General features: G+C 63.3%; 23 protein-coding genes. 14 read left to right on the top strand and 9 right to left on the bottom strand.

Annotation, left to right across the window (positions count from 1 at the left end; all coding sequences use genetic code 11):
- Nucleotides 1–83: 83 nt before the first annotated feature.
- From ACZ5TH_RS01110 to ACZ5TH_RS01075, 8 genes are all read left to right on the top strand, one after another.
- A complete protein-coding gene (locus tag ACZ5TH_RS01110; RefSeq protein WP_449471270.1) occupies nt 84–518 on the top strand; it encodes an HPr kinase/phosphorylase in 435 nt (144 codons plus the stop codon).
- Nucleotides 515–1,447: an RNase adapter RapZ gene (gene rapZ / locus ACZ5TH_RS01105; RefSeq protein WP_464794309.1), complete on the top strand. Its 933-nt coding sequence runs from the start codon at nt 515–517 to the stop codon at nt 1,445–1,447. The genes ACZ5TH_RS01110 and rapZ overlap by 4 nt, the downstream gene beginning before the upstream one ends.
- Nucleotides 1,448–1,476: 29 nt before the next feature.
- Nucleotides 1,477–1,881: a PTS sugar transporter subunit IIA gene (locus ACZ5TH_RS01100; RefSeq protein ID WP_097091003.1), complete on the top strand. Its 405-nt coding sequence runs from the start codon at nt 1,477–1,479 to the stop codon at nt 1,879–1,881.
- On the top strand, nt 1,878–2,150 hold the full coding sequence (locus tag ACZ5TH_RS01095; protein ID WP_464771901.1) for an HPr family phosphocarrier protein: 273 nt from the start codon (nt 1,878–1,880) through the stop codon (nt 2,148–2,150). The genes ACZ5TH_RS01100 and ACZ5TH_RS01095 overlap by 4 nt, the downstream gene beginning before the upstream one ends.
- A gap of 65 nt (nt 2,151–2,215) precedes the next feature.
- Nucleotides 2,216–3,019, top strand: coding sequence for a TrmH family RNA methyltransferase (locus tag ACZ5TH_RS01090; RefSeq protein ID WP_449471265.1), 804 nt, complete (start codon nt 2,216–2,218; stop codon nt 3,017–3,019).
- Nucleotides 3,020–3,043: 24 nt separating this feature from the next.
- Nucleotides 3,044–4,318, top strand: coding sequence for an MFS transporter (locus tag ACZ5TH_RS01085; RefSeq protein ID WP_449471264.1), 1,275 nt, complete (start codon nt 3,044–3,046; stop codon nt 4,316–4,318).
- Between the two features lie 191 nt (nt 4,319–4,509).
- Nucleotides 4,510–4,689 carry a hypothetical protein gene (locus tag ACZ5TH_RS01080; RefSeq protein WP_449471262.1) on the top strand — a complete coding sequence of 60 codons (180 nt, stop codon included), beginning with the start codon at nt 4,510–4,512 and terminating at the stop codon, nt 4,687–4,689.
- 4 nt (nt 4,690–4,693) lie between these two features.
- Nucleotides 4,694–5,686: a TerC family protein gene (locus ACZ5TH_RS01075; RefSeq protein WP_464794308.1), complete on the top strand. Its 993-nt coding sequence runs from the start codon at nt 4,694–4,696 to the stop codon at nt 5,684–5,686.
- 94 nt (nt 5,687–5,780) lie between these two features.
- Here ACZ5TH_RS01075 and rplS read toward each other — a convergent pair whose 3' ends face one another.
- From rplS to ffh, 6 genes are all read right to left on the bottom strand, one after another.
- Complete coding sequence (gene rplS / locus ACZ5TH_RS01070) at nt 5,781–6,149, bottom strand: 50S ribosomal protein L19 (protein WP_449471260.1); 369 nt, start codon at nt 6,147–6,149, stop codon at nt 5,781–5,783.
- Between the two features lie 10 nt (nt 6,150–6,159).
- Nucleotides 6,160–6,891, bottom strand: a complete 732-nt coding sequence (gene trmD / locus ACZ5TH_RS01065; protein ID WP_464794307.1) for a tRNA (guanosine(37)-N1)-methyltransferase TrmD — start codon at nt 6,889–6,891, stop codon at nt 6,160–6,162.
- The gene (locus tag ACZ5TH_RS01060; RefSeq protein WP_464794306.1) at nt 6,888–7,160 is read right to left on the bottom strand and encodes a hypothetical protein; all 273 of its coding nucleotides are present in this window, start codon (nt 7,158–7,160) and stop codon (nt 6,888–6,890) included. The genes trmD and ACZ5TH_RS01060 overlap by 4 nt, the downstream gene beginning before the upstream one ends.
- A 13-nt stretch (nt 7,161–7,173) precedes the next feature.
- Nucleotides 7,174–7,761 carry a ribosome maturation factor RimM gene (gene rimM / locus ACZ5TH_RS01055; protein WP_464794305.1) on the bottom strand — a complete coding sequence of 196 codons (588 nt, stop codon included), beginning with the start codon at nt 7,759–7,761 and terminating at the stop codon, nt 7,174–7,176.
- Nucleotides 7,762–8,247: a 30S ribosomal protein S16 gene (gene rpsP / locus ACZ5TH_RS01050; protein ID WP_464771894.1), complete on the bottom strand. Its 486-nt coding sequence runs from the start codon at nt 8,245–8,247 to the stop codon at nt 7,762–7,764.
- A 123-nt stretch (nt 8,248–8,370) separates the two neighbouring features.
- On the bottom strand, nt 8,371–9,843 hold the full coding sequence (gene ffh, locus ACZ5TH_RS01045; RefSeq protein WP_464794304.1) for a signal recognition particle protein: 1,473 nt from the start codon (nt 9,841–9,843) through the stop codon (nt 8,371–8,373).
- A gap of 346 nt (nt 9,844–10,189) precedes the next feature.
- Here ffh and dapF point away from each other — a divergent pair, with 346 nt between their 5' ends.
- The 4 genes from dapF to ispZ all read left to right on the top strand — a co-directional run bounded on the left by dapF (nt 10,190) and on the right by ispZ (nt 14,030).
- Nucleotides 10,190–10,990: a diaminopimelate epimerase gene (gene dapF, locus ACZ5TH_RS01040; RefSeq protein WP_464794303.1), complete on the top strand. Its 801-nt coding sequence runs from the start codon at nt 10,190–10,192 to the stop codon at nt 10,988–10,990.
- Nucleotides 10,991–10,993: 3 nt separating this feature from the next.
- Nucleotides 10,994–12,319, top strand: coding sequence for a tRNA (N(6)-L-threonylcarbamoyladenosine(37)-C(2))-methylthiotransferase MtaB (gene mtaB, locus ACZ5TH_RS01035; protein WP_464794302.1), 1,326 nt, complete (start codon nt 10,994–10,996; stop codon nt 12,317–12,319).
- Complete coding sequence (ftsY, locus tag ACZ5TH_RS01030; RefSeq protein WP_449471245.1) at nt 12,316–13,254, top strand: signal recognition particle-docking protein FtsY; 939 nt, start codon at nt 12,316–12,318, stop codon at nt 13,252–13,254. The genes mtaB and ftsY overlap by 4 nt, the downstream gene beginning before the upstream one ends.
- A gap of 128 nt (nt 13,255–13,382) precedes the next feature.
- Nucleotides 13,383–14,030, top strand: coding sequence for a septation protein IspZ (gene ispZ / locus ACZ5TH_RS01025; protein ID WP_464794301.1), 648 nt, complete (start codon nt 13,383–13,385; stop codon nt 14,028–14,030).
- 82 nt (nt 14,031–14,112) lie between these two features.
- Here the strand turns inward: ispZ and ACZ5TH_RS01020 are convergent, their stop codons facing one another.
- A complete protein-coding gene (locus tag ACZ5TH_RS01020; RefSeq protein ID WP_464794300.1) occupies nt 14,113–14,676 on the bottom strand; it encodes a urate hydroxylase PuuD in 564 nt (187 codons plus the stop codon).
- Between the two features lie 212 nt (nt 14,677–14,888).
- Between ACZ5TH_RS01020 and ACZ5TH_RS01015 the strand changes: the two genes are divergently transcribed.
- Nucleotides 14,889–15,500, top strand: a complete 612-nt coding sequence (locus tag ACZ5TH_RS01015; RefSeq protein WP_449471240.1) for a superoxide dismutase — start codon at nt 14,889–14,891, stop codon at nt 15,498–15,500.
- Between the two features lie 130 nt (nt 15,501–15,630).
- A complete protein-coding gene (locus ACZ5TH_RS01010; RefSeq protein ID WP_464794299.1) occupies nt 15,631–16,062 on the top strand; it encodes a hemerythrin domain-containing protein in 432 nt (143 codons plus the stop codon).
- Here the strand turns inward: ACZ5TH_RS01010 and ACZ5TH_RS01005 are convergent.
- Together ACZ5TH_RS01005 and ACZ5TH_RS01000 are read right to left on the bottom strand one after the other, a co-directional pair.
- Entirely contained in the window at nt 16,055–16,399 is a 345-nt protein-coding gene (locus ACZ5TH_RS01005; protein ID WP_464794298.1) for a (2Fe-2S) ferredoxin domain-containing protein, read from the bottom strand. The two genes, ACZ5TH_RS01010 and ACZ5TH_RS01005, sit on opposite strands and share 8 nt — an antisense overlap.
- Complete coding sequence (locus ACZ5TH_RS01000; protein WP_460987511.1) at nt 16,372–16,920, bottom strand: J domain-containing protein; 549 nt, start codon at nt 16,918–16,920, stop codon at nt 16,372–16,374. Before ACZ5TH_RS01000 ends, ACZ5TH_RS01005 begins: the two co-directional genes overlap by 28 nt.
- Nucleotides 16,921–16,978 lie beyond the last annotated feature (58 nt).

Here is a 16,978-nt window from a genome sequence, read left to right as displayed (position 1 = left end):
CGAAGTTTTTGACCTTTGCGTGAATTCTTTGCGTCAATTCGATTCACACGCACCGTCTCTAGGTCTAGGATGCGTTCAGGGACATGGCGGCGCAAGACTCAACCGAAACAATGCATGCGACAAGCGTCGCGATAGATGGGCGGGCCGTGCTGATCTGCGGCGCGAGCGGCGCGGGCAAATCGGATCTCGCCCTGCGCCTGATCGACCGTGGCGCCACGCTCATCAGCGACGATTACACCATCGTGCGATCCAGCGGGGGGCAGCTGGAGGCGTCCGCGCCAGCCACGATCGCCGGAAAGATGGAGGTGCGCGGCGTCGGAGTCGTAGACTTGCCGTCGATCGACGGGGCGCGGCTGGCGTTGATCATCGACCTTTCGCAGGACATTGATCGCATGCCGGGCGACCCAGAAGAATGGCTCGTCGCCGGTGCCCCCCTGCCGGTGGTCAAGGTTTCACCCTTTGAAGCATCGGCGCCGATCAAGGTCGAACTCGCGCTAAAAACGATGGGGCTGGCGTGACCGCACGGACGCCCAAGACCATCCTGCTGGTGTCCGGCCTTTCCGGCGCGGGCAAGACGACGGCGCTCAAGACGCTGGAGGATATGGGCTGGGAAGTCGTGGACAACCTTCCCCTCCTCCTGCTGGAGCGGCTGCTCGACACGCCCGTGCCAGCTGGTCACGAGGAACTGGATGACCGTCCGCTGGCGCTCGGCATCGACGCGCGCACACGTGGGTTCGACGCGCAGACGATCGTTCAGCGCATAAAGGCCCTGCGAACGCGCCGGGGCCATGACGTCGAGACGCTCTTCCTCGATTGTTCCGACATGGAACTGGAGCGCCGCTTCGCCGAAACACGGCGCCGTCACCCGTTGGCATCGGATCGCCCCGCGACTCACGGGCTCGCACGCGAACGGGAACTGACCGACCCGCTGCGCCGCTGGGCGACGCATGTCATCGACACGACCAGCCTGACCAGCAACGCGCTGCAACAGGAAATCCGCAACCGCTTTTCGCGCGAGGGGCTGTCTGCCCCGGTGCTGACGATCATATCTTTCGGCTTTTCGCGGGGCGTGCCCCTGAACGCGGATCTGGTCTTCGACATGCGCTTTCTGCGCAATCCGCATTGGGAAGCGGAACTGCGGCCCCGGACCGGACTGGACCCCGATGTCGCCGCCTATATCATCGAAGACCCCGCCTATGAGGAAGCAGTGCACCGGATGGAGGAACTGCTGGCCCTGCTCATTCCCCGCTATCAGGACAGCGGCAAATCCTATGTGACCGTCGCGTTCGGCTGCACCGGCGGACGGCACCGTTCGGTCCATGTCGCCGAACGGGTCGCCAAATACTTGCAAGAGGCGGGCTTTTCGCCCACGGTCTCGCACCGCAATATGGAATCAGCGCCCCAGGATAGTCTGGAGAAGCGCGAGCCGGGAGGCCCGAAAGCTTAAATCATGAAACAATGTGGGCCGGTAAGTAGATGATAGGACTTGTTCTCGTCACTCATGGGTCGCTGGCGACGGAATTCGTCGTCGCGATGGAGCATGTGGTCGGCCCGCAACAGCAGATCGCGACCATCTGCATCGGCCCGGAAGACGATATGGAGGTGCGCCGCGCCGACATCGCATCAGCGGTGGAGCGGGTGAATGACGGTTCGGGCGTCATCCTGCTCACCGACCTGTTCGGCGGCACCCCGTCCAACCTTGCCATATCGCTGCTGAAGGCGGGCGAGATCGAGGTTATCGCGGGCATCAACCTGCCCATGCTCATCCGCCTGGAAAGCGCGCGCAAGGTCATGGACGTGCGCCAGGCCGTCGCCGCCGCGCGTGAAGCCGGCCAAAAATATATCAGCGTCGCATCCGAATTGTTGGGCAGCACTACATGAGCGAAATCAGTCAGGAAGTCCTGATCAGCAACAAGCGCGGCCTCCACGCGCGCGCCAGCGCCAAGTTCGTGACGCTGGCCAGCGGCCTTCCCGCCCAGATCACCGTGCGCAAGGATGGCAGCGAAGTGACCGGCACATCGATCATGGGCCTCATGATGCTGGGCGCGGCGCTGGGCGATTCGATCATCATCAGCGCCACCGGCCCCAGCGCGGAAGAATCGCTGGGAAAGCTAGTCACGCTGGTCGAAGACAAGTTCGGCGAAGAATAGCTCTTCCGCGCTCCGCCCCGGCCCGATAGAGAGGCCGCCTCATTCCAAGGAGGAAAGCAGGCGCAGTGGCACGCGAGATCACCGGATTTTCCAACCCGCTGGTGAAGCGTGTCCGCAGCTTGCGTGAAAAGAAGTTCCGCAAGGCCGAAGGGCTTTTCCTGGCCGAGGGCTTACGCATCCTCACCGAAGCGCGCGAGGAAGGCGTGCTGCCGGAAATGCTCTTCCACGCCGGGTCGACCCATCCCCTCGCCGCCGACTTGATCGCGGCGATGGAGGCGTCGGGCGGCGATGTCATCGAAACCACGCCGGACATTCTTTCCAAGATTTCCGGCAAGGATAATGCGCAAGCCGTCGTCGGCGTCTATAGCGACCGGCTGACCCCGCTGGCCAAGCTCGACCGAAGCAAGGCCGACATCTGGATCGTCGCCCAGTCGCTCCGCGATCCCGGCAACCTCGGCACCATATTGCGCACCGGCGACGCGGTGGGCGCTGGCGGCCTCATCCTGATCGACGATTGCGTCGACCCCTTCTCGGTAGAGTCCGTCCGCGCAAGCATGGGCGCGCTTTTCACCCAATCGATCACCCAGGCGCGCTGGGGCGAATTCTTGGCGTGGCTGCGGCAGGGTCCGGGCGAACTCATCGGCACCAGTCTCAAGGCCACGCAGGATTATCAGGAGCCGCGCTATGCCAGCCCCTCTTTCCTGCTCGTCGGCAACGAGGCGCAGGGCCTGCCCGAATCCTACGAGGCCGAGTGTGACCAGCTGGTGAAAATGCCGATGCTGGGCAAAGCGGACAGCCTGAACGCGGCCGTCGCCTGCGCGGTGATGGCCTATGAACTGCTGAACCAGAAACGAGCGAAGAAGACTTAAGACATGGCAAGGGGCGGGGAAGACATGGCTGCGGACGGAATAGGTGCAATGCTGCGCCACAAGCGGGTGCTGGCAGCCAGCCTGATCGGCACGGCGGTCGAGTTTTACGACTTCTACATCTACGCCACCGCCGCCAGCCTCGTGTTCGGCCCCCTCTTCTTTCCCGCCTCCTCCCCTTCGGCGCAGCTTCTCGCCGCCTACGGCTCCCTCGCCCTCGCCTTCTTCGCGCGGCCCCTGGGCGCGGCGGTGTTCGGCCATTATGGCGACCGCATCGGCCGCAAGGCGACGCTCGTCACCTCGCTCATGCTGATGGGCGGATCGACGCTCGCCATCGGCTTCCTGCCCACCTACCAGATGATCGGCTGGTGGGCGCCGCTGATCCTGTGCATCCTGCGCTTCGGTCAGGGCTTCGGCCTTGGCGGCGAATGGGGCGGCGCTGCGCTGCTGGCGGTAGAGAACGCCCCGCCCGGATGGCGCGCCCGCTTCGGCATGTTCCCCCAGCTCGGCGCGCCAGTCGGCTTCCTCGCCGCCAACGGCCTGTTCCTGATCCTGGGCATGTTCCTGACGGACAAGGATTTCTTCGCCTGGGGCTGGCGCCTTCCCTTCCTCGGTAGCGCCGTGCTGGTGTTCCTCGGCCTCTGGGTCCGCCTGAAACTCACCGAAACCCCCGAGTTCGCCGCCGCCCAAGCCGAAGCGCCGCCGCCCGCACTCCCCCTCGCGACGCTCCTCTCGAACCACTTGGGCGCAGCGATCGCGGGCACCTTCGCCGTCGTCGCCTGCTTCGCCGTCTATTATATCGCGACCGCCTTCGCGCTCGGCTACGGCACCACGACCCTCAAGATCGATCGCGAGACCTTCCTGGCGATCCAGCTCGGCGCGATCCTTTTCATGGCTCTCAGCATCATCATCGCCGGATGGTGGGCGGACAAGACCAGCCCCACCCGCGTGCTGGTCGCAGGCTGCATCGGCACCGTCCTGATGGGCGTCATCTTCGGCCCCGCCATGGGCACCGGACAATTGCTGCCGATCTTCCTGATCCTCAGCCTCGCCCTGTTCCTAATGGGCTTCGTCTATGGACCATTGGGGGCCTATCTGCCCCACCTCTTCCCGGTCCAACTGCGCTACACAGGCGCCTCCTTCTCCTTCAACCTCGGCGGCATCATCGGCGGTGCGCTCGCCCCTATCGTTGCAACATGGCTGATCCAGGTGCAGGGCGTGGCGCTCGTCGGCCTCTATATGTCAGCGGCAGCGGCGATCAGCTTGGGCGGGCTGTGGTTCACAAGCCGACAACCGGCCTAGCGCTAGGTCGCCCGCCGGACTTGCGCCCCGCGCGGGAACCGGTTATTCCAATCTCTGCGGACCGGGCCCCTCTGGCGCTGCTTCTCCCTAGAAGCGACGTGATGTCGGACCGCATCGGGTGACACCGGTGCAGGCTCCTTACCCTTCCCTGTCATCCGATCGAGCGAAACGCACGAAAGAGGATGGCACATATGAAGCCTTTTACCTTTATTCTCATGCTTCTGGCGCAGCGCGTCGATGACCGGCTGCGGATGGAGCGACTGCGCTCAGCGCCTGATCCCCGCCGCATCGAAAGGCTGTTGCAGCGCAGGGATCAACTGAACGCCCGCCTGCGCCGGTCGATGGCGCGCCCCGCCTGGAACGGGAGCTGACGCCATGGATTTCCTATGGCTGGTCTGGCTCGGTACGCCGCTCTGGATGTGGCTATCCTTTTTTAGCATCGTGATCGCGCTGCTGGCGCTGGACCTCGGCGTCCTGCACCGACGCGAACGCGAGATTGGCGTGCGCGAGAGCCTTACCCTTTCCGCTTTCTACATCCTTCTCGGCCTTGGGTTCGGTGCCTGGATATGGTGGCAAATGGGCGCGACGGCGGGCCTCAACTATGTCACCGGCTTTGTCGTCGAAAAAAGCCTGGCGATGGACAATGTCTTCGTCATCGCGATGATATTCACCTATTTCGGCATACCGCGTCTCTATCAGCATCGGGTGCTCTTCTGGGGCATATTGGGCGTCATCCTGTTGCGCGCGGTGATGATCGGCTTCGGCGCGGCGGCGGTGCAGCAATGGGGTTGGCTGCTCTATTTCTTCGCCGCCTTCCTGATCGCGACCGGCATCAAGATGTGGATGACCGCAGAGAAGGACTATGACGTCGGCGCGTCGCCCCTGCTGCGCTGGGTGAAGCGCCGCATGAGGGTGACCGACACTCTGCATGGTCGGCATTTCTGGGTGAGGCAGACCGATCCCCGGACTGGACGGGGAGCTCTGTTCTTCACGCCGCTGTTCCTGGCGCTGGTCATGATCGAATTTGTCGATGTGGTGTTCGCGGTCGATTCGGTGCCAGCGATCTTCGCGATCACCACGGACCCGTTCATCGTCTATACGTCGAACATCTTCGCGATCCTTGGCCTGCGCGCGCTCTATTTCGCCCTGGCCGCGATGGTGGAGCGTTTCCACTACCTCAAATATGCGCTCAGCCTGCTGCTGATCTTCATTGGATCGAAGATATTTGTCGCCGACGCGTTGGGCCTGGCCAAAATCCCGCCGCCGGTCTCGCTGGCCGTCACCTTCGCCATTTTGGCAGGCGGCGTGGGCTGGTCATTGTGGAAGACGCGACCAGAAAAGGCGACGCGTCCTGCCGAAGTCCAGTAGGATCTGATCGGGGCAATCGGCCCCAAAAGCAAACAGGCGGCGCTCTTGCGAGCGCCGCCTGTTCAACTTAGCGACCGTAAAGCCGCGAGGAGGATCAATCCTCGGTGCGGACGTCGCGGCGCTCGGCGATGCGAGCGCGCTTGCCGGTACGGCCACGCAGATAATAGAGCTTCGCACGACGCACGACGCCACGGCGGACGACGGTGATCGAATCGAGGTTCGGCGAGTAGAGCGGGAACACGCGCTCCACGCCTTCACCGAACGAAATCTTGCGCACGGTGAAGTTGCTGCCCATGCCCTTGTTCGAGCGGGCGATGCACACGCCTTCATAATTCTGGACGCGGCTGCGGTCACCTTCGATGACCTTCACGCCGACGCGCAGCGTGTCACCGGGGCGGAATTCCGGGATATCCTTGGCGAGAGCCGCGATGTTTTCGGCCTCGATCTGCTGGATCAAGTTCATAACTCAAGTCCTACTTTTCGCGTTGCGCACCAGAGGGCGACTGGTCCCGAACGCCGATATGACGTTCCCAAAGGTCCGGCCGCCTTAGCCGTGTGTCATCCTCCGCCCTTTGTTTCCGCCAGGCGGCGATTTTCGCATGATCCCCCGATCGCAACACTTCAGGGATCGCGCGCCCTTCCCACAGAGCGGGCCGGGTATAGTGCGGATATTCGAGAAGGCCGCTTTCGAAGCTCTCTTCATCCCCACTGGAAGCCGCGCCCATTACTCCGGGAAGCAGCCGAATGCAAGCATCGAGCAGCATCAGCGCGCCCATCTCGCCGCCGGACAAAATGATGTCGCCCATGCTGATCTGCTCAACCGGGCGGGCATCGAAAATTCGCTCGTCAAAGCCCTCGAACCGCCCGCACAATATCGTCGCGCCCGGACCCGCCGCCAGTTCGCGCACGCGGGTCTGGGTGATCGGCTTGCCGCGCGGCGTCATGGCGATCACCGGCAGGTCCGGCCCCTGCTCCAGCGCATGATCGATGGCCAGCCCCAATATGTCAGCGCGCAGCACCATCCCCGCGCCACCGCCCGCAGGCGTGTCGTCAACGGTGCGGTGCTTGTCGGTCGCAAAATCGCGGATATGGATCGGATCGCACACCCATTTTCCTTCCGCCAGAGCGCGCCCTGCCAGCGACACGCCCAGCGGTCCCGGAAACATCTCCGGATAAAGCGTCAATATTTGCGTCCGAAAACTCACGCCTTGCGCTTGCGCAGCCACGCCGCGGACATGCCCCCCAGCAACGACACGGAACCGCCTGCCATCAGGGCAATACCGATAGCACGCAGCAGATCGGCAAAGGGCCGCTCCGGGTTCATCAGGGCGGGCAAAAGAAACAGCAAGGGAATAGGGATGACCAGCGCCACCGCCGCGCCAATCTTCGACGCGCGCTTCCATGGCATGGTGAACAGGCGCCACCCTGCGGCGATCATCATCAGCAGATAGAGGGCGGTAAGGATTTGGGGCATCAGCGACCGCCGATCAAACCGCAAATGCCGCTTCGATCACGGCCCGTCCGTCCGAGATCGTGACCGCATGCATGGGCGCCATGAAGCGTTTGCCGTTGGGCCGTTCGACCTCGATGATATCGCCAGCGCCGAAATTCTCGACCGCGACGACATTGCCCAGCCCTTCACCCTCGCTGGAGAAACAGGGCAGGCCGATGAGGTCGGCATGATAATATTCGCCCTCCTCCAGCGGAGGCAGGGCAGAACGCGGAACGGTCAGTTCCGTCCCGCGCAGGGCTTCGGCCGCGCTTCGGTCATTGACCTCGGCGAAACGCGCAACCGCGCCATTGGGACCGGCACGTACCGACTTCAACGTCAGCGCGCCGCCCGCAGCGTCGAAGCTCTTGTAGGATTTGAGCGTTTCCACCCCTTCCCCAAAGAGCTTCAGACGAACCTCGCCCGCCACCCCATGCGCGCCAATGATGACGGCGAGAGTGAGGGCGCGCGAAGAGGCTAGCCCCTCCCCTTCAGGGGAGGGGTTGGGGTGGGGGGTTCCGGGCGCGGAGCCATTGCCAGCCCCCACCCCCGGCCCCTCCCCTGAAGGGGAGGGGTGATTACCCATTTAGCCTTCAGCCTGTTCTTCAGAAGCGGCTTCGGGAGCAGCTTCCTCAGCGGCAGGCGCTTCTTCGACAGCCGGAGCTTCTTCAACCGCAGGAGCAGCAGCGGCTTCAGCGGCGGCAGCCTTGGCGGCTTCGGCAGCTTCAGCGGCTTCCGCAGCCTTGGTCGCGCGGTCTTCAGCGCGATCCTTGGCCTTCTGGCCCGGCTCAGCCTTCTTCGGGTTGTTGCGGACAGCGCGTTCCTTCACGCCAGCGGCGTCCAGGAAGCGGGCAACGCGGTCGGTCGGCTGCGCGCCAGCGGCAACCCAGTGCTTCGCACGCTCAACGTCGATCACAACGCGCTTCTCGTCGCCCTTGGGCAGGACGGGGTTGTAGCTGCCGATGCGCTCGATGAACTTGCCGTCGCGCGGGGCGCGGCTGTCAGCCACGACGATGCGGTAATAAGGGCGCTTCTTGGAACCACCGCGCGAAAGACGAATGGACGTTGCCATGTTGTTTTTAACCTTTCCGTACTGAACTACTTGTTTCTCAATTCATCATCCCAGCGGAAGCTGGGATCTCTCTGCCCTTGGAGAGAAGTGAGATCCCAGCTTGCGCTGGGATGACGCGCTACTTCACTTCTTCATGAAATTCTGAAAGCCCGGCGGCAGGTTCGGCATATTGCCGCCACCGCCAAGGCCACCCAATCCACCAAGCCCACCAAGGTCCGGCGCGCCACCCGCGCCGCCCATCAGCTTGTCCATGCCGCCACCGGTGAACATCTTGGCGAGGCCCTTCAATCCGCCCATCTTGCGGATCTTCTTCATCGCGCTTTCCATCTCCTGATGCATTTTCAGGAGCTTGTTGACTTCCTGCACCGTCCGGCCGGAGCCCTTGGCGATACGGATCTTGCGCTTGGCGTTGATCAGGGCGGGCTTCTCCCGCTCCTTGGGCGTCATCGACCCGATCATCGCGTCCAGATGGATCAGCGTCTTGTCGTTGGCGCCGCTTGCCGCCATCGCCGCCTGCGCCTTCTTCAGGCCCGGCAACATACCCGCCAGCGCGCCAAGGCCACCCATGCGACGCATCTGGTTGAGTTGAGCACGCAGGTCGTTCATGTCGAACTGACCCTTGGCCATCTTCTTGGCGAGCTTGTCGGCTTCCTCGGCGTCGATGCTCTCAGCCGCGCGCTCGACCAGCGACACGACGTCGCCCATGCCAAGAATGCGCTGCGCCACGCGCGCCGGGTGGAAAGGCTCGATCGCGTCCAGCTTTTCGCCCGTACCCGCAAACTTGATCGGACGGCCCGTAACCGCGCGCATCGACAGCGCCGCACCTCCGCGCGCATCTCCGTCCATACGGGTCAGCACAACGCCAGTCAGCGGGACCTGCGCGGTAAAGCTGGTCGCGACATTGACCGCATCCTGCCCGGTCAGCGAATCGACCACGAGCAGGATTTCCGCCGGGTTCGAGACCTCGGCCACCGCCTTCATCTCTTCCATCAGCGCCTGATCGACGTGGAGACGGCCCGCCGTGTCGAGCATCACCACGTCGAAGCCTTGAAGCTTCGCCGCCTGCAACGCCCGCTTGGCGATCTCCACCGGCTGCTGGCCGGGCACGATCGGGAGCGTCGCGACATCGGTCTGCGTGCCCAGCACCGCCAACTGTTCCTGCGCTGCCGGACGCTGGACGTCGAGCGACGCCATCAGCACCTTCTTACGCTCTTTTTCCTTCAGACGCTTGGCGATCTTGGCGGTCGAGGTGGTCTTGCCCGAACCCTGCAGGCCGACCATCATGATGACGGCGGGCGGGCTGACATCGATCAGCAGGTCGGACGTTTCGGAGCCCAGCGTTTCGGTCAGCGTGTCGGAGACGATCTTGACGACCATCTGCCCCGGCGTAACCGACCGCAGCACGTCGCTGCCCACGGCCCGCTCGGTCGCCTGATCGACGAATTGGCGCACCACCGGCAGCGCGACGTCGGCTTCCAGCAGCGCGATTCGCACCTCGCGCATCGCGGCGCGGACATCGTCCTCCGTCAGCGCACCGCGCCCACGCAGCTTGTCGAATACCCCGCTCAGACGATCGCTTAGCGAATCGAACATCATCACCTCATTTGGGCCGAAAAGCCCGGAAAATTGCGCCACCCCGCCAAACGACAAAACCGCCGGCGGGCGAAAACTCGCCGGCCAGCGTCCATCCGGTGCTCCCTTGTGAGCGCCATGGATCTGTCAGGGTATCAGACGGCGAACCGCCCGATTGCGATGTGGCCCTTAGCGGAATGGGGTGGGGGATGCAATGACGCGAACCACATTCTCTACCCGTCACCCCGGACTTGATCCGGGGTCCCGCTTGGTCCCGCGCAAGTAAGCGGGATCCCGGGTCAAGCCCGGGATGACGGATGAAGGGCAACTCTGGCCTTTTCCCCCCACACCCCCTACATGCGCGACCATTATGGGCCGTTTTTCGAAAATGCATGGACTGGGCAACGACTTTGTCGTGATCGACGCGCGCGAGGGGGCGGTCGAAATGACCCCCACCCGCGCCCAAGCCATAGCCGACCGCCACGCAGGCATAGGCTGCGACCAACTCATCCTCATCGGCCAGTCCGATCGCGCGGACGTATCCATGCGCATCTTCAACAGCGACGGCAGCGAAGTCGAAGCCTGCGGCAACGCTACCCGCTGCGTGCCCCTGTTCGTCGGCCGGGACGTGCTGATCGAAACCAAGGCGGGACTGCTGGAAGCCAAGGCGATCGATGGCGGCGCAACCGTAGACATGGGCGCGCCCCGGCTGGACTGGGACGCGATACCGCTCGCCTACGCTATGGACACGCTGACCATGCCGGTCAGCTGGGAAGACCTTCCCGCCCCCGCCGCTGTCAATGTCGGCAACCCGCATGTCGTCTTCTTCGTGGACGATCTGGACGGTGTGAACTTTGAGCGTCTTGGCCCGCTGATAGAGAGTGATCCGCTCTTCCCCGCCCGCGTCAACGTCAACTTCGCACAGATCATTGGCAACAATCATATCCGCCTCGTTGTGTGGGAACGCGGCGCCGGTCTCACCCGCGCATGCGGCACCGGCGCCTGCGCAACAGCCGTCGCAGCCGCGCGCCGCAAGCTAGTCAGCGGCCCCACCCGCGTGACCCTGCCCGGCGGGGACCTCGTCATCGATTGGCAGCCCGGCGGCCACATCATGATGACCGGCCCCGCCACCCACGTCTTCGACGGCGAGGCCGACTGGACCCGCTTTTAGAGCATGAGCGGCCCGCAGATCATCACGCTCGGCTGCCGCCTCAACATCGCGGAAAGCGAAGCCATCCGCGAGATGGCAGGCGGGCAGGATGACCTCATCGTCGTCAACAGCTGCGCGGTAACCGCCGAAGCGGTGCGCCAAACCCGCCAGGCCATCCGCCGCGCCCGCCGCGAACGGCCAGAGGCAAGGATCATGGTCACCGGCTGCGCCGCACAGACCGAGCCGGAAACCTTTGCGCGGATGGCGGAAGTCGATGCGGTGATTGGCAACCGCGAGAAACTCGACCCCACCCACTACCCGTCATCCCAGCGGAAGCTGGGATCTCAGGCCATAGGGCACGGCGTTGGGCATGAGACCCCAGCCTTCGCTGGGGTGACGTGTGAGGCGGAGGCGGTCGTGAACGTCTCCGACATCATGGCCGTCCGCGACACAACCCCGCACATGGCCAGCGCCTTCGCCGAACATGCCCGCGCCTTCCTCGAAGTGCAAAATGGCTGCGACCATCGCTGCACCTTCTGCATCATCCCCTATGGCCGGGGGAAAAGCCGCTCCGTCCCCGCAGGCGCCGTCATCGACAAGGCGCGCGAGCTTGTGGACGCAGGCTATCAGGAAATCGTGCTGACCGGCGTGGATGTCACCAGCTACGGCCCCGACCTTCCCGGATCGCCCTCGCTTGGCCTGCTGGTCGAACGCATATTGAAGGCCGTGCCCGCCCTGCCCCGCCTACGCCTCTCCTCCATCGACAGCGTGGAGATTGACGACCGCCTCTTCGACCTCATCGCGCATGAGCCGCGCATGATGCCGCACCTCCATCTCTCGCTCCAGGCTGGCGACGACATGATCCTCAAGCGCATGAAGCGCCGCCACAGTCACGCCGACGCCGTCCGCATCGTGGAGCGCCTCAAAACCGCCCGCCCCGCCATCAGTATCGGCGCGGACATCATCGCCGGTTTCCCGACCGAGGACGATGCGATGTTCGAAAACAGCCTGAAGCTGGTCGAGCAATGCTCGATCGTCCACGGCCACATCTTCCCCTACTCCCCGCGCGCAGGCACCCCCGCCGCCCGCATGCCGCAGGTCGATCGTGCCACTATCAAGGCCCGCGCCGCCCGCCTCCGCGCGGCCTGCGAAGCGCAGCGCCAGCAATGGCTGCAAAGCCTCATCGGCAGCCCCCAGTCTGTGCTGGTCGAGCGCAACGGCCTCACCGGCCACGCGGAAAATTTCGCCCCGGTGCACTTCGAAACGCCTCAAGCCCCCTCCTCCATCACGCCCGCGACCATCACGGCCCTTGAGAATGGCGTGCTGATCGCGCAAGAGGCTCGGCAATGACTGAACCCGGCACCAGCTGGCGCGACCGCCTCTTCGGCGGCTTGAAGCGCACCTCCGACAAGCTCGGCGAAAACCTCACCGGCCTCTTCACCAAGGCCGCGCTGGACGACCAGACGCTCGACGAGATCGAGGAAGCGCTGATCGTCAGCGACCTTGGCCCCGCCATGGCCGCCCGCGTGCGCGACCGTCTGTCCGAAGGCCGCTACAACCGCGAACTCACCGAAGATTATCTGCGCGAAATCATCGCGGAGGAGATCGAGAAGGTCCTCGCCCCGGTCGCGCGTCCGCTGGAGATCGAAGCCTTCCCCCGACCGCAGGTGATCCTGGTCATCGGCGTCAATGGCTCCGGCAAGACCACCACCATCGCCAAGCTCGCCAATAATTTCCTGGAGCAGGATTATGGCGTGATGCTGGCGGCGGGCGACACGTTCCGCGCCGCCGCGATCGGGCAGCTCAGGGTCTGGGCCGACCGCCTCGGCATCCCCATCGTCGCGGGCAAGGAAGGCGGCGACGCGGCGGGCATCGTCTTCGACGCAGTCAAGCAGGCCACCGCCACCGGCATCGACGTGCTGATCGTCGATACGGCAGGCCGCCTCCAGAACAAGACCGAGCTGATGGACGAGCTGGCCAAGATTCGCCGCGTCCTCGGCCGGTTGAACCCGGCCGCACCCCATGACGTTGTGCTGGTGCTGGATGCGACCACGGGACAAAATGCATTGAACCAGATCGAGGTCTTCAAGGAAGTCGCGCAGGTGACCGGCCTCGTCATGACGAAGCTGGACGGCACCGCGCGCGGCGGCGTGCTGGTCGCGGCGGCGGAGAAATATCGCCTGCCCATCCACGCGATCGGCGTCGGTGAAAAGATCGAGGATCTGCGCCCCTTCGACGCAGGCGACATGGCGCGCGCGATCGCGGGAACAGCCTATGCGCGGTAAGCTCCCAACCTCCGTCATCCCAGCGAACGCTGGGATCTCGGGCCGCTACGGCCCAACCCAGCCTCATAAGATCCCGGTTGAAATGAGTCACGCGCCTCATTTCAACGCTGGGAGGACGGAAATGCACAATGACTGAAACAAAACCCACCCACGGCGGCAATCTGAGCCTTGCGCTCGACTTCGGCCCCCTGCTCGTCTTCTTCCTGAGCTACAAGGGCGCGGGCTGGATCTGGGGTCCCGGCAATCCGATTACCGCGATGACCCTCAGCACGGCCGCATTCATGGCCGCGATCGTCATCGCCGTGATCATTTCGAAGATAAAGCTCGGCCGCGTGTCGCCGATGCTGTGGTTGTCAGCGATGCTCGTCCTCTTTTTCGGCGGCCTCACCATCTATTTCCAGGATCAGAGCTTCATTCAGATCAAGCCGACGATCATCTACAGCTTCTTCGCCCTGATGCTGTTCGGCGGGCTGCTCCGCGGCAAGGCACTGCTCAAATATCTGCTGCAAGCCGCCTATGACGGCCTTACCGACGAAGGCTGGCGCAAGCTGTCGCGCAACTGGGGCTTCTTCTTTGTCGCCATGGCGGTCGCCAATGAAGTGATGCGCCACTCGATGACCTTCGACGCATGGTTGTCGGTGAAGGTCTGGGGCGTCACCGTCGTCTCGCTGCTCTTCGCCCTTGCCAATATCCCGATGCTTACGCGCCATGGGCTGACGTTGGGTAATAATATAGACAGCGAGGAAATCGGCGAAACCACCCCGCCGCAGGGGTGAGGTAGAACCCGCGAAGGCAGGAGCACATCATATAAGTGCAGGGCGGAGCCAGCCTCAACCAGCCCCGCCCGCGCATTCATCATCAACCGCCGTTGAAGTTCACCATGCAGTAAAGCATCGGCAACGACAGCAAGGTGTTCATGCGCGAAAACATCATCGCCGTGGTCGCTGCCTTGGCCTTCACCGCATCCTCGGCAGGGACGATACCCAGCGCCTTCTTCTGGTTCGGCCAGATAATGAACCACACATTGAACGCCATCACCAGCGCCAGCCACATACCCACGCCGATCAGCACGAAACCCGGCTGAAGCGTCAGCGCTTCCACCAGATAGGCGCTGCGCCAGGCGATGGTTGCCCCGGTCAACACGGTCAGCGCCGCGCCCCAGCGGAAGAAGAACAGGGCCGAAGGCGCGATGAACTTCGACACGCCCGGCTTCAGTTCGGCCGGAACCTTGGGCATGGTCGGGATCTGGACGAAGTTGAAATAATAAAGAAGGCCGATCCACACGATGCCGAAAAACAGGTGGAGCCAGCGCAGGATCGCCTGCTCGGGAATCGTGTTCGCCGGAACCGAGAAAATCACCACAAGCGCAAACGCCAGCCCCACGGCGAGCACGAGATGCAAATTACCGAAGAATTTTGCCATTGATCCGTCCCCTATTATCCGGCCGCTATTTGTGAACGGCCTGACCGATGATTCTATGTCATCGTTACGCTGCTGTCACATGGATATTTCCATGCAGCTAAACGAAAATATCCTGTTTTCCGCAGTGCAATAAGGCTGCTACGGGGCCGGGACCCTTTCGGTGGCATACCCGTTATGCCGCCATCCATCCCAAGAACCCGAGGAGTTCCGACATGGCCTTTGTGCTGCCCAATCTGCCTTACCCCAAGGATGCCTTTGGCGACATTCTTTCGGTTGAAACCTTCGACTATCACCATGGCAAGCATCACAATGCCTATGTCGTGAAGGCGAATGAACTGGTCGCCGCAGACCCCGCCCTGCAGGGCAAGTCGCTGGTCGAACTGATCAAGAGCAGCAAGGGCGCGCTGTTCAACCAGGTCGGACAGATCTGGAATCACACATTCTATTGGCTGTCGCTGTCGCCGGAAAAGAAGCAGCCGACCGGCACGCTGCTCGCCCTCATCAACGAAGGCTTCGGCTCGGTCGATGCCTTGATCGAAAAGCTGAAGGCCGAGGCCGTGGGCCATTTCGCCAGCGGCTGGGCAGCGCTGATCCTGAAGGACGGCAAGCTGGAAGTCACCAGCTACCACGACGCCGACACCCCTGTCGCGCATGGTCACACGCCGCTGCTGATCCTCGATGTGTGGGAACATGCCTATTATATCGACTATCGCAACCTGCGTCCCAACTATGCCGAGCGCCTGCTGAAGGACGCGATCGACTGGGATTTCGTCGCGCTGAACCTGGACGGCGAAGGCGCGAGCCGCGCCGATCAGCCGGGCTGATGCTTGTCACGCCGTCCGTTGCCCGAAAGGCGCGGCGGACGGCGCCTCCCTCGGTCAATAACCGCCGGAAAGAACGGATTATTAACGGCGCCGTGCGAAAAGCATCTTATCCTATGTTTGGAAACGGCCGATGGACCTGCAGCAATTACAAAGCCAGCATGACGCGCTTGACATAGCCGCTGATGGATTTTTGCAGCTGATTTCCGACAACGCCACGCCTCGCCAGCTTGGCACCTTCCGCTGGCAGTTTGCCCGGCAATTAATGTCCCATCTCGCCCTGGAAGACCATATCTTCTATCCCGCGATGCAGCGGCAGGCACATGCACCCCTGCGGGAAACAGCGGCGAAGCTGCAAGCGGAAATGGCGCCGCTGGCGCTGGACTTCACCCACTATATGTCCCGATGGAGCGATGATCGCATTGCGCGCGAATGGCCCGAATTTTGCCGCGAAAGCCGCCAGATCATCGATGCCTTGCTCAACCGGATGCGCAAGGAAGAGAAACTGCTGATGCCCCTGCTCGCCCAAGCAGGGCTGGAGCCGCCGCTCAAACAGGCTAGCTGACCCCGCCATCGGTCGGGGCAAGACCCAAGCTTCGCGCGACTTTGTCCAGATCAGCGCCCGGCCGGACCAGCAGCCATTCCCGCGCCTGCGCGCCATTGACCACGGTCACCGCCGCCTTGGGACAAACGCCGAGGCAGTTTACCTCGATAATTCCCGCCGCCGCTTTGCGCCCTTTCTTCAGCGACAACCGCTTCCGTAGCGCCTTGGCGAGCCGCTCGTCCCCATCGGGACCAAAGCCCCCATCCAGCTTCTTCGAACATTTGCGGCAGACCAGGACCGCATTCTGCCAGTTGGACCGGACCTGATCCTTCAATCCACGGTCTCCCGCGGCTTCCACGTCCGCCGTTCCTCTGCCGACCGCAGCACTTCATAGGCGGCCTGGATCGTCTGGAAACGGACGGCGGCGTCCGCGTCGCCCGGCTTCACGTCGGGGTGATATTCCTTGGCCAAACGCCGCCAGCTCTTTTTCACCGCCTCGAAATCGGCATCGTCCTCCAGTTCCAGCGCCTTCAAAGCGTGAAGCTCGTCCCGCGACCGGCTACCGTCACCCGGCCCGCCCCAGCCATGATAGGCGCTGCCCTGATAGCCGCCCGCATCGCGACGTTCGGCGCGCTCGCGCTGCTCCCGCTCTTCCTTGTCCAGCCCCTGAAAATAGTCCCAGTTGCGGTTATATTCGCCCGCATGATCGGAACAGAAATACCAGCGTTCCGGGCTGTTGGGTGACTTGGGCGCGGGGCAGTTGCCCGGCTGGTCACAGCCATACCGATCGCACATGCGCACCTGTTGCGCCTCACGCGATGCGCCGTAGCTGCGCCAGCGGGGAAATCCCCAGTCATTTGATCGGCTGCTTCGTGCCATCGGTCTCAATTAGGTAAGCCGCAGGCAGAACGCCACCCCGGCGGTTCAAATAACATCC

The sequence above is a fragment of the Sphingobium sp. TomTYG73 genome, assembly GCF_055394245.1.
This window is presented reverse-complemented; position numbering and strand designations above follow the sequence as displayed.

Excerpts from the sequence above, each read along its gene's own strand:
- ACZ5TH_RS01110 (WP_449471270.1), top strand. The coding sequence starts at position 84 with ATGGCGGCGCAAGACTCAACCGAAACAATGCATGCGACAAGCGTCGCG.
- ACZ5TH_RS01100 (WP_097091003.1), top strand. The coding sequence starts at position 1,477 with ATGATAGGACTTGTTCTCGTCACTCATGGGTCGCTGGCGACGGAATTC.
- ACZ5TH_RS01095 (WP_464771901.1), top strand. The coding sequence starts at position 1,878 with ATGAGCGAAATCAGTCAGGAAGTCCTGATCAGCAACAAGCGCGGCCTC.
- ACZ5TH_RS01085 (WP_449471264.1), top strand. The coding sequence starts at position 3,044 with ATGGCTGCGGACGGAATAGGTGCAATGCTGCGCCACAAGCGGGTGCTG.
- ACZ5TH_RS01080 (WP_449471262.1), top strand. The coding sequence starts at position 4,510 with ATGAAGCCTTTTACCTTTATTCTCATGCTTCTGGCGCAGCGCGTCGAT.
- ACZ5TH_RS01075 (WP_464794308.1), top strand. The coding sequence starts at position 4,694 with ATGGATTTCCTATGGCTGGTCTGGCTCGGTACGCCGCTCTGGATGTGG.
- rplS (WP_449471260.1), bottom strand. The coding sequence starts at position 6,149 with ATGAACTTGATCCAGCAGATCGAGGCCGAAAACATCGCGGCTCTCGCC.
- ACZ5TH_RS01060 (WP_464794306.1), bottom strand. The coding sequence starts at position 7,160 with ATGCCCCAAATCCTTACCGCCCTCTATCTGCTGATGATGATCGCCGCA.
- rimM (WP_464794305.1), bottom strand. The coding sequence starts at position 7,761 with ATGGGTAATCACCCCTCCCCTTCAGGGGAGGGGCCGGGGGTGGGGGCT.
- rpsP (WP_464771894.1), bottom strand. The coding sequence starts at position 8,247 with ATGGCAACGTCCATTCGTCTTTCGCGCGGTGGTTCCAAGAAGCGCCCT.
- ffh (WP_464794304.1), bottom strand. The coding sequence starts at position 9,843 with ATGATGTTCGATTCGCTAAGCGATCGTCTGAGCGGGGTATTCGACAAG.
- dapF (WP_464794303.1), top strand. The coding sequence starts at position 10,190 with ATGGGCCGTTTTTCGAAAATGCATGGACTGGGCAACGACTTTGTCGTG.
- mtaB (WP_464794302.1), top strand. The coding sequence starts at position 10,994 with ATGAGCGGCCCGCAGATCATCACGCTCGGCTGCCGCCTCAACATCGCG.
- ftsY (WP_449471245.1), top strand. The coding sequence starts at position 12,316 with ATGACTGAACCCGGCACCAGCTGGCGCGACCGCCTCTTCGGCGGCTTG.
- ispZ (WP_464794301.1), top strand. The coding sequence starts at position 13,383 with ATGACTGAAACAAAACCCACCCACGGCGGCAATCTGAGCCTTGCGCTC.
- ACZ5TH_RS01020 (WP_464794300.1), bottom strand. The coding sequence starts at position 14,676 with ATGGCAAAATTCTTCGGTAATTTGCATCTCGTGCTCGCCGTGGGGCTG.
- ACZ5TH_RS01015 (WP_449471240.1), top strand. The coding sequence starts at position 14,889 with ATGGCCTTTGTGCTGCCCAATCTGCCTTACCCCAAGGATGCCTTTGGC.
- ACZ5TH_RS01010 (WP_464794299.1), top strand. The coding sequence starts at position 15,631 with ATGGACCTGCAGCAATTACAAAGCCAGCATGACGCGCTTGACATAGCC.
- ACZ5TH_RS01000 (WP_460987511.1), bottom strand. The coding sequence starts at position 16,920 with ATGGCACGAAGCAGCCGATCAAATGACTGGGGATTTCCCCGCTGGCGC.